Here is a 9,952-nt window from a genome sequence, read left to right on the forward strand (position 1 = left end):
CTCACGAGCCAAGGTGCCCAGGGCCTTCGCTATACCCTTGTTCCCTCAATCCTGCGCCCCTTGACCGATTAGCACGGGCGTAAGCCCTCGCCGCCCTTGTTCTCCTGCTATGATGGAAAGGGAGCCTCTGCGGGCGACACACCACACCCCCGCACGCCAGGCGGTGGCCCATCGCCACCGACACGATGCCCTCCCGCGCCATCCTGCGCACCCTGGAGGGGGCGGCCTCCTGCCGCACCCTGCGGGAGAGCCTTGCCCTTCCTGGCCTCCAGCGGGCCACCCTCCCCGACTCCGCCCTCCCCTTGGTGCTGGCCTACCTCTGGCATGCCATCCAGCGTCCCCTCGTGCTGGTCGTCCCCACGCCCGAGGACGCCCGCCGCCTGGGTGATGACCTCGCCCTCCTTGTAGGGACGGAGGCCCTGGCTCCCTTCCCCGAGACCGAAGCCCTTCCCTACGAGCGCCTGGCCGTAGACGAGCGCACTGTCCAGCGTCGCCTGGCCACCCTCCACGCCCTCCTCAGGGGGGGCACGCCCCCTCCCCTCGTGGTCGCCTCTGCCCAGGCGCTCCTCCATCGTCTTCCCCCGCGGGACGCTTTCGCCACCGCCCCCTTCCTCCTGCGCCCGGGGATGGACTACGCCCCCGAGGCGTTGGCCCGTCGCCTGGTGGCCCTGGGTTACCAGAGCGTCGCCACCGTGGAGGGCCCCGGTACCTTTAGCCGTCGGGGGGGCATTCTGGACATCTTCCCGCCGGGCGCACCCGCCCCCGTGCGTCTGGACTTCTTCGGCAACACCATTGAGACCCTGCGCACCTTTGACCCCCTCACCCAGCGCTCCACCGGCCCCTGCGAGGCGGTAGAGGTCATCCCCGCCCGGGAGGTGCTCCCCGCCCTGGTGGACACCACTTCTGCCCAAACCCTCCTGCGCTCCCTGGATGCCGACGACGCCTCCCCCGCCCTGGAGCGCATCCGGGATGACCTGTCCCGCCTCTTTGCAGGGGAGTCCATCCCCGAAGCGGGCCTCTACGCCGGCTTCTTTAACCCCCATGCTGTAATGCACTACCTGCCTCCGCAGGCTGTGCTGGTGGTCTTGCGTCCCCATCGGGTGGCGGAGTCGGCCCTGGCGTGGGAGGCCCAGGCCGAGGCCCTGCGGGAGCGCCGCCAGGCCCAGGGGGACATCCCCCCCGCCTTTCCTCGGCCCCACCTGCAGTGGGAGGAGGTGCGCCCCCTGCTGGACGCCTTCCCCACGCGCCTGCACCTGGATCCCTGGGGGGCTGACCAGCCCGAGAACCGCCCCTTCCTGCTGGCCCCCACCGAGTTCTCTCTGCCTCCTGCCTTCGCCGGCAAACTAGACGCCTTCCTGCGCTGGCTCCAGGAGCATCGCCAGCAGGGAGGGCGCACCGTCCTTGTTACTCACCACACCCAGCGCCTGGCCACGCTCCTGGTGGAGCAGGGCATCGCCCCCCGTACCGAAGGGGATATGCCTCTTGCTTCTGGCGAGGTGCTCCTTGTGAGCGGGGCGTTGTCGGAGGGGGTGGGCGTGGCCGTGCCCGAAGGGGCTTTGGTCGTCCTGACCGATAGGGAACTGTTCGGTGTGGTGAAGCGCGCCCGCCTGGGGCGCACCCCGCCCCCTCCATCCCCCCGCAGGGCCGAGGCTCTCCTGGCCGACATCACCCCCGGGCGGTATGTGGTGCACGCCGAATATGGCATCGGGCGCTTCCTGGGCATCCAGCGCCGCCAGGTGGGGGAGGCGACGCGGGACTACCTGGTGCTGGAATACGCCGAGGGGGCACGGCTGTTCGTGCCGGTGGAGCAGATAGACCAGGTCTCCCCCTACTATGCCCCCACGGATCAGCCCCCGCCTCTCTCCCGTTTGGGGAGCCCCGAATGGGCACACACCAAACAGCGCGTCCGGTCGGCCGTGCGGGAGATGGCCAAGGAGTTGCTGGACCTGTATGCCGCCCGTCAGGTGGTGCCGGGGCACGCCTTCAGCCCCGATACCCCCTGGCAACGGCAACTGGAGGACGCCTTCCCCTATGTGGAGACACCCGACCAACTGGCTGCCATTGAGGAGACCAAGCGGGATATGGAAACCCCCCGCCCCATGGACCGGCTGATCTGCGGGGATGTGGGCTTCGGCAAGACAGAGGTGGCGGTGCGCGCCGCCTTCAAGGCCATTATGGACGGCAAGCAGGTGGCCGTGCTGGTGCCCACCACCATCCTAGCCCAGCAGCACTACGAGACCTTCCGCGAGCGCTACTCCCCCTTCCCCGTGCGCATCGCCATGTTGAGCCGTCTGACACCCCCTGAGGAGCAGAAGCGCATCCTGGAGGGCTTGGCCCGAGGGGAGATTGACCTGGTCATCGGCACCCATCGCCTGTTGAGCAAGGATGTCCGCTTCAAAGACCTGGGCCTGGTAGTGATAGACGACGAGCACCGCTTCGGTGTGGCTCATAAGGAGCGCCTGAAGCGCCTGCGCACCCAGGTGGATGTGCTCACTATGACAGCCACGCCGATCCCCCGCACGTTGGGCATGGCTCTGGGGGGGCTGCGGGCGGTGAGCCTGATACGCACCCCACCCGAGATGCGCCAGCCGGTGAAGACCTTTGTCTCGGAATACAGCGACGACCTGGTGAGGGAGGCTATCCTGCGGGAACTGGCCCGCAACGGGCAGGTATTCTACCTGCACAACCGCATTCGAGACATCCACGCCGTAGCCCGTCGCCTGGGGAACCTGGTGCCCCAGGCCCGCATCGCCGTCGCCCACGGGCGCATGGCCAAAGAGGCGCTGGGGGAGGCGGTGGAGCGCTTCCGCCGAGGGGATGTGGACATCCTGGTGTGCACCACCATCATTGAGGCGGGGCTGGACCTGCCCAACGCCAACACCATTATTGTGGAGCGCGCCCACCTGTTGGGGCTGGCCCAGATGCACCAGTTGCGGGGGCGAGTGGGGCGTGGGGGCCAACAGGCCTATGCCTACTTCCTGGTGCCTAAGGGGGTGCGCCTCACCCCCGAGGCCGAGGCGCGCCTGAAGGCCATCCTCTCCGCCAGCGAACTGGGGGCGGGCTTCCGCATCGCCATGAAGGACCTGGAGATCCGGGGAGCGGGCAACCTCCTGGGCCCCCAGCAGAGTGGGCACATCTACGCCGTCGGGTGGGACCTGTACCTGCGCATGCTGCAGGAAGCGGTGGAGGAACTGAAGGCTAAAGGCGAAGGGAGGCCCTGGACGCCTGAGGAGTCGCCCCTGGCTCCCCGCCCCCAGGTGACCATAGACCTTCCCCTCTCCGCCTACCTCCCCCACACCTATGTGCCCGACCAGACCCAGCGGGTTGCCCTGTATCAGCGGATGGCGGAAGTGACCACCCTGGACGGGGTGCGCGACCTGGAGGAGGAGCTGAACGACCGCTTCGGCCCCCTCCCTGCGGAGGTGCAGAACCTCCTGCAGGTGCTCCGTTGGCGCGCTTTGGCCCTGCAGGCGGGTGTGCACAGCATCGCAAAAGAGGGGGATGAGATTGTGCTCCGCCTGCGGGAGCCCGTGGGGGGGGCGCGCCCCGCCCTGGAGAAGCGCCTTGCGCCTGTGGCGCGGGTGGGGCCGGAAACGGTGCGCCTGCCTTTGCGGGGGCGCTGGGAGGCCAGTCTCACCTGGGTGTTGGAGCGCCTGGCGACCTTCCGCCAAGAGGTGTTGGCCCTGGCGGGGGCTGGACCCCCTACACCCCCGCCCAAGGGGGCTATTCCACGCCCACCACCTCGGCCCCCTGGGGCCAGGGGCGGGTAATCTGCACCGTGGCGCTCACCCCCGCCTTGTGGGCCATATCCAGCATCTCGTAGCCGATGGTCATCTCCCGCCCGCGGGTGAGGGCGACAATGCTAGACCCCGCCCCCGATAGGAACACTCCCAACGCCCCCGCGTCCAATGCCGCCTTGAAGATAAGGGGCATGGCGGGGAACAGGGCCTGACGCGCCGGCTGGTGGAGGCGGTCCTGGGTGGCCAAAGCCAGGTCGTCCCAGCGGCGGCTGTGCAGAGCGTTGACCAGCAAAGCCACCCGCCCCAGGTTGAACACGGCGTCGGGGCGGCTGACCTGGGGCGGGAGCACCGCCCGCGCCTGCTGGGTGGGCATGGGCTGATCGGGAATGAGCACTACCACCCGTAGGTCGGGGGCAAGGGGCACCGCCGCTGTATGCAGACGCCCCTCCGCCTGCACCACGATTTGACAGCCCCCCAGCAGGGCAGGGGCCACATTATCGGGATGTCCTTCTATCTCGGTGGCCATCTCCAGGAGCGTTGGGATATCCAGAGGGTTGCCCATCAGGGCGTTGGCAGCCACCAGCCCCCCTACGATGGCTGCACTGCTGGAGCCCAGCCCGCGCGCTAGGGGGATGAAGTTGCGGCAGGTAAGGGCGAGGGGGGGTATGGGATGTCCTGCCCGCTGGAAGGCCCTCTGCACCGCCTGGTAGACCAGGTTCTCCGGCCCGGCGGGGAGGGTGTCCGCCCCCTCGCCAGTGATAATCACCCCACTCCGCCCCGTCTCCAGGCGCACCAGGTTGAACAGTTCCAGGGCCATTCCCAGGCAGTCAAAGCCCGGCCCCAAGTTAGCGGTGGTGGCCGGCACGCGGACCTCTACCCGGCGTTTGAGCATCGGGGCCTCCTGTGGTTTCCTACCTTATCTCAGGCGGGATGGAGCCTCCCCCAGGGGTGAGGATGGGAGTGCCGCACGGCGTTGACAATCCTTTCCGCGACGCCTCACGGTGCCTGGTGGTGTCCAAGGGGTAATGGTGAGTGCGTCTTCTGTGCTGAGAGTATAGCAGGAGACCCGTTAGGGACGGCGCAGGAGAGACCAGGCCAGAAGGCCCAGGGCGTTCAGGAGGGTGTGGGCCACCACCGGCCCCGCCAAGGTCCCCGTACCCCAGCGCAGGCCCCCTAGGAGCAATCCCCCCAGGAAGGTGCCTCCCAGGCCCCCCGCCCACTGCCACACCAGGGGCCCCAGGCCGTGCACCTCGTGGGCACGCAGGCGCACCAGAATAGGCCCGATGTGCCACAGGGCGAAGGCTCCCGCGCTGAATAGAAGGGCGTGCAAGGGTGAAAGGCGTTGGGCCACCAGCCCAAACACCACGCCCCGGAAGGCCACCTCTTCAAAGAGGGCGGTGCCGAGGGGGATGCGCAGGAGCACGTGGTAGGCCAGGGAGGCGGGACTAGAGGGGGCATCGGGAGGGGCGAAGGACTGGGCAGGCCCCGGGAGGCGGGGGAGCAGGAACGCCCCCACCAGGGCGGGAAGGCCAAGGACAAGCCCCACCAGGGCACCCCATCCCAGACTGGCCCCCAGCCCTTTACCGCTCCATCCCATCCCCTCCCAGGACAGTCCCAGCCCCCAGCGGGCCACCCCCATCAGGAGGAGCCCCACCCCCAAGTTCAAGGGGACATACACCCGCTCGTGGAGGCGTCCCGCAAAAAAGGGCAGGAGGTTATACCCCACCAGGAAGAGGGCTATTGCAAGGGGCCACAGCATTCGTGCCCTCCCCCTGCCTGCACGCCCCCCGTGGGGGCCTGGCCGGGGGTGTGCTAATAAGTGGAGGCAAAGTCCCCCAACTTACCCGTGACCAGGAAGATGACCCGCTCGCCGATGTTGGTGGCGCGGTCAGCGGTGCGCTCCAAGTTGTGGGCTACCCACAACAGGTAAGTAGCCCGCTGAATGGTCTTGGGGTCCTGAATCATAAAAGTCAGCAACTCCCGGTAGACCTGGTCGTAGAGGGCGTCCACCTCGTCGTCGTCCTTGCACACCTGGATGGCCTTGTCCACATCCCTCTGCACCAGGGCATCCAGGCTGTCGCGCATCATGCGGGTGGCCCGCTCTGCCATGCGGGGGATGTCAATGAGGGGTTTGATGGGGGGATCCTCCCCCATCATCAGGCTGATCTTGGCGATGCCCTCGGCGTAGTCGCCCATGCGCTCCAGTTCATTACAAATGTACAGGATGGCCACGATGGTGCGCAGGTCGCGGGCCATGGGCTGTTGGGTCGCGATGAGGTCGATGCATCGCTCCTCAATCTCGTAGCGCTTCTGGTCAATCAGGGTATCGCCCTCAATGATGCGGCGGGAGGTCTCCAAGTCGCGGCGCTTCAAGGCGTCCACGGCCTTCAGGAGGGCCTTCTCCACCATACTGCCCAAGGTCAGGACGTCGTCCTGCAGGGCCTGCAAAAGGCGTTGGAAATCGGTGCGATATCCTAAAGTCATGGCCCCCCCTAGCCGAACCGCCCGGTGATATAGTCCTCGGTGCGCCGATCCTTGGGGTTGGTGAAGATTTGGCGTGTGGGGCCGAACTCCACCAGGAACCCCGCCCGATCCTCCCCCGCCAGCAGGAAGGCCGTCCAGTCGGAGACGCGCGCCGCCTGCTGCATGTTGTGGGTAACGATAAGGATAGTATAGGTGCGGGCGAGGGTGCGAATCAACTCCTCAATGGCCAGGGTAGCGGCGGGGTCCAGGGAGGAGGTCGGCTCGTCCATCAGGAGCACCTCGGGCTCCACGGCCAGGGCGCGGGCGATGCACAGGCGCTGTTGCTGACCGCCCGAGAGGGCCAAGGCGCTCTTATGGAGGCGGTCCTTCACCTCGTCCCACAGGGCCGCCTGGCGCAAACTCCGCTCCACAGCCTCGGCGATGTTGCCCTTGTAGCCGTTGATGCGCAGGCCGAAGGCCACATTCTCAAAGATGGACTTGGGGAAGGGGTTGGGCTTCTGGAACACCATCCCGATGCGGGCGCGCACCTCGGTGGGGTCGATGTGGCGGTCGTAGATGTCTATCCCCTGGAACAGCACCTTCCCCTCCACCCGTGCCCCGGGGATGAGGTCGTTCATACGGTTGAAGCAGCGGATGAGGGTGCTCTTTCCACACCCCGAGGGGCCGATGATGGCCGTAACCTGCCGTGCGGGCACCCCCATCGTGATGTCCTTGAGGGCCTGGGTTTTGCCATACCACACCCGCAGGTTGCGGGTCTCCAGGGCGTAGGTGACGTCCCTTTGGGTGGCAGGGGGAGTAGTTGTGGTGGTCATATGCGTCCTCGTCGTGCGGTTACCATTCGGCTTTGCGCTGGTAGCGGTTGCGCAGCCAGATGGCGATGGAGTTCATCAGGAGAAGCACCGCCAACAGCACGATGATGCCGGCGGCGGCGATGAGGCGGAAGCCCTCCTGGGGGCGGGTCGTCCAGTTGAAGATCTGGATGGGCAGGACGGTGAAGGGGTCCATGGGGGTCTTGGGCACGAAGGCCACGAAGGTGAGGGCCCCGATGATGATGAGGGGTGCGGCCTCGCCGATGGCACGGGAGAGGGCCAGAACCACGCCCGTCAGGATGCCGGGCAGGGCGGTGGGGAGCACCACCTTGGATACCGTTTGCCAGCGGCTGGCCCCCAAGGCATAGGAGGCGTGGCGCAAGGAGTCGGGCACGGCCCGCAGGGCCTCCCGCGCCGCCACCACCACCGTGGGGAGCACCAACAGCCCCACCGTCAGGGCCCCCGCCAGCACCCCCCGTCCCAACTCCATGCCCCGCACGAACAGGGCCAACCCCAGCAGGCCATACACAATGCCGGGTACCCCCGCCAGGTTGGCGATGTTCAGGTTGATCAGGCGGGTGAACCAGTGGTTGGGGGCATACTCGGAGAGCCAGACGGCTGTCCCCACCCCCAGGGGCACTGTCAGGGCGGCGGTGAGGACCATCAGCCACGCCGTCCCCGCCAGGGCGGACTTGATGCCCGCCCGCTCAGGGAAGCGGGACGGGTAGCTGTTCAGAAACTGCCAGTCCAGATGGGGCAGGCCGGTGACCAGCACATCCACCAACAGCACCACCAAAGCCAGCAAGCCGATAACCACGGCCGAGAGGGCCAACCCCTGGAAGAAGACCCCAAAAGCCTGCGACACCAGACTGCGCCGGCGCGTCAAGGATACCGTTAGCGGTAATCTTGCCTCCATCGGCTCACCACCCAGATGCCGAGTGCGTTAAAGACGAAGGTCATAGCGAACAGGGCCGTGCCCACGGCGAACAGGGTGCGATACTCCAGGCTCCCATAGGGCACATCCCCCAGCCCCACCTGCACCATGTAGGCCGTCATGGTCTGGACGCCCTCCAAGGGGTTGAAGGTGAGGTTGGGCTGTCCCCCGGCGGCGATGGCCACGATCATGGTCTCCCCCAGGGCGCGGGCGATGGCCAAAAGCACCGCCGCCACGATGCCCGACAGGGCCGCCGGGATGACCACCCGCAGGGCGACCTGATGACGGCGGGCGCCCAGGGCATAGCCCGCCTCCCGCAGGGCACGGGGCACTGCCAGCATGGCATCCTCGCTGAGCGACGAGACCATGGGCAAAATCATGATGCCCATCACCAGCCCCGCCGACAAGGCGTTGAGGATGGGCATATCGGGGAAAAACCACGCCCGCAACAGGGGGGACACAAAGGTTAGGGCGAAGTAGCCATACACCACGGTGGGGATGCCCGCCAGCACCTCCAGGGTGGGCTTCAGCACCCGTCGCACCCGGTCGGGGGCATATTCGGCCAGATAAGTGGCGATCAGGAGGCCCAGAGGCACGGCCACCCCCATTGCGAGCAGGGTGGTCAACAGCGTCCCCGCCGCCAGGGGCAGGATGCCGAAGTGCTGGCTTTCAAAGAGGGGTGTCCATTCCCGTTCCGTCAGGAAGCGGATGATGGAGACCTCGCGGAAGAACTGGATGGCATCGGCCAACAGGGCGTAGAGGATGCCTGCGGTAACCAGGATAGTGGCGATGCCGCAGGCGAGAAGGGAGAGGCCGAAGCCCTGGTCGATCACACGGCGGATGCCCCGGCGTCGCCGGGACATCCGCCAAGTGCTCAGAGTGGGGCGAACCTCTGTAGCCATCTACCTTAGATTACTCGCGGGCGAGGATGTCTTCAATACGCACCCCCACCTGGGCTCCGCCCGCGAAGATAGAGCCCGTCTTGCGCTGGATGAAGCGGTTGAGGGCCAACTCGTAAGCCCGAGGAGGCAGGGGGATGTAGCCCACCTGGCGGACCAGTTTGGGAGCCTCCTGCAGGTAGAAGCGCACGAAGGCATCCACCTCCGGCCGCTGGGTAGACTTGAGGGACACATAGATGAACAGGGGGCGGGAGAGGGGCTGATACTGCCCCGTCATCACGGTCTCCATCGTGGGGAACACGCACCCGCGCCCGCCGTCCACAGCCAGGGCCTTCAGTTTATCCTTGTTCTCCTCGTAGTAGGCCAGGCCGAAGTACCCCAGGGCGAAGCGGCTCCCCGACACACCCTGCACCAGCACGTTGTCGTCCTCGCTGGCGGTGTAGTCGCCCCGGGAGGAGCGGGCGCGTCCCACGATGGCCTCGGTGAAGTAGTCAAAGGTGCCCGAGTCGGTGCCCGCCCCGAACAGTTGCAGCGGGAAGTCGGGCCACTTGGGGTTGACCTGGTTCCAGCGGGTGATGACCCCCTGGGCGGCCGGCTCCCAGATCTTCTTCAGTTCAGCCACGGTGATGCAGTCCACCCAGTTGTTGCGGGGATTCACCACCACCGTCAAACCGTCAAAGGCCACGGGCAGTTCAATCCACTCAATGTTGTTCTGCTTGGCGGCGTCCATCTCGCGGGTGGTGATGGGGCGGGAGGCGTTGGAGATGTCCGTCTCGCCAGCGGTGAAGCGCTTGAACCCACCACCCGTTCCAGAGATGCCCACCGTTACCTTCACACCAGGATAGCGCTTCTGGAACTCCTCGGCCACCGCCTCGGTGATGGGGAACACGGTGCTGGAGCCGTCAATCTCGATACGGCCCGTGAGGGTTCCGGGCGGGGGCAGGCCAGGGGTCGTGTGTGCGGGGGTTGGGGTCGGAGCAGGGGTGGGGGTGGCACGCACGACGGGTGTGGGGGTGGGAGTGGGAGCGGGTGTAGGGGTGGGAATGGGGGTTGGTGTGGGGATCACAGCCTGGGCAGGCGGGGGTG

8 protein-coding genes are annotated in these 9,952 nt (G+C 67.0%); 1 reads left to right on the forward strand and 7 read right to left on the reverse strand.

Features of this window, described 5'->3' with window-relative positions; all coding sequences use genetic code 11:
* Nucleotides 1-185: 185 nt before the first annotated feature.
* A complete protein-coding gene (mfd, locus tag NZ951_07560; GenBank protein ID MCS7207769.1) occupies nucleotides 186-3,770 on the forward strand; it encodes a transcription-repair coupling factor in 3,585 nt (1,194 codons plus the stop codon).
* Here the strand turns inward: mfd and thrB are convergent.
* From thrB to NZ951_07595, 7 genes are all read right to left on the reverse strand, one after another.
* A complete protein-coding gene (thrB, locus tag NZ951_07565; GenBank protein ID MCS7207770.1) occupies nucleotides 3,724-4,632 on the reverse strand; it encodes a homoserine kinase in 909 nt (302 codons plus the stop codon). The two genes, mfd and thrB, sit on opposite strands and share 47 nt — an antisense overlap.
* A 177-nt stretch (nucleotides 4,633-4,809) precedes the next feature.
* A complete protein-coding gene (locus NZ951_07570) occupies nucleotides 4,810-5,499 on the reverse strand; it encodes a CPBP family intramembrane metalloprotease (GenBank protein MCS7207771.1) in 690 nt (229 codons plus the stop codon).
* 53 nt (nucleotides 5,500-5,552) lie between these two features.
* A complete protein-coding gene (gene phoU / locus NZ951_07575; GenBank protein MCS7207772.1) occupies nucleotides 5,553-6,224 on the reverse strand; it encodes a phosphate signaling complex protein PhoU in 672 nt (223 codons plus the stop codon).
* A gap of 8 nt (nucleotides 6,225-6,232) precedes the next feature.
* Nucleotides 6,233-7,036, reverse strand: coding sequence for a phosphate ABC transporter ATP-binding protein PstB (gene pstB, locus NZ951_07580; protein ID MCS7207773.1), 804 nt, complete (start codon nucleotides 7,034-7,036; stop codon nucleotides 6,233-6,235).
* A 19-nt stretch (nucleotides 7,037-7,055) separates the two neighbouring features.
* Nucleotides 7,056-7,949: a phosphate ABC transporter permease PstA gene (pstA, locus tag NZ951_07585; GenBank protein ID MCS7207774.1), complete on the reverse strand. Its 894-nt coding sequence runs from the start codon at nucleotides 7,947-7,949 to the stop codon at nucleotides 7,056-7,058.
* Nucleotides 7,928-8,869 (reverse strand): phosphate ABC transporter permease subunit PstC, encoded by a 942-nt coding sequence (pstC, locus tag NZ951_07590; GenBank protein MCS7207775.1) that lies wholly within the window; start codon nucleotides 8,867-8,869, stop codon nucleotides 7,928-7,930. The genes pstA and pstC overlap by 22 nt, the downstream gene beginning before the upstream one ends.
* Before the next feature lie 10 nt (nucleotides 8,870-8,879).
* Nucleotides 8,880-9,809: a PstS family phosphate ABC transporter substrate-binding protein gene (locus NZ951_07595; protein ID MCS7207776.1), complete on the reverse strand. Its 930-nt coding sequence runs from the start codon at nucleotides 9,807-9,809 to the stop codon at nucleotides 8,880-8,882.
* Between the last annotated feature and the right edge of the window lie 143 nt (nucleotides 9,810-9,952).

The organism is Dehalococcoidia bacterium, from assembly GCA_025060295.1.
GTDB lineage: Bacteria > Chloroflexota > Dehalococcoidia > Lucifugimonadales > HRBIN23 > HRBIN23.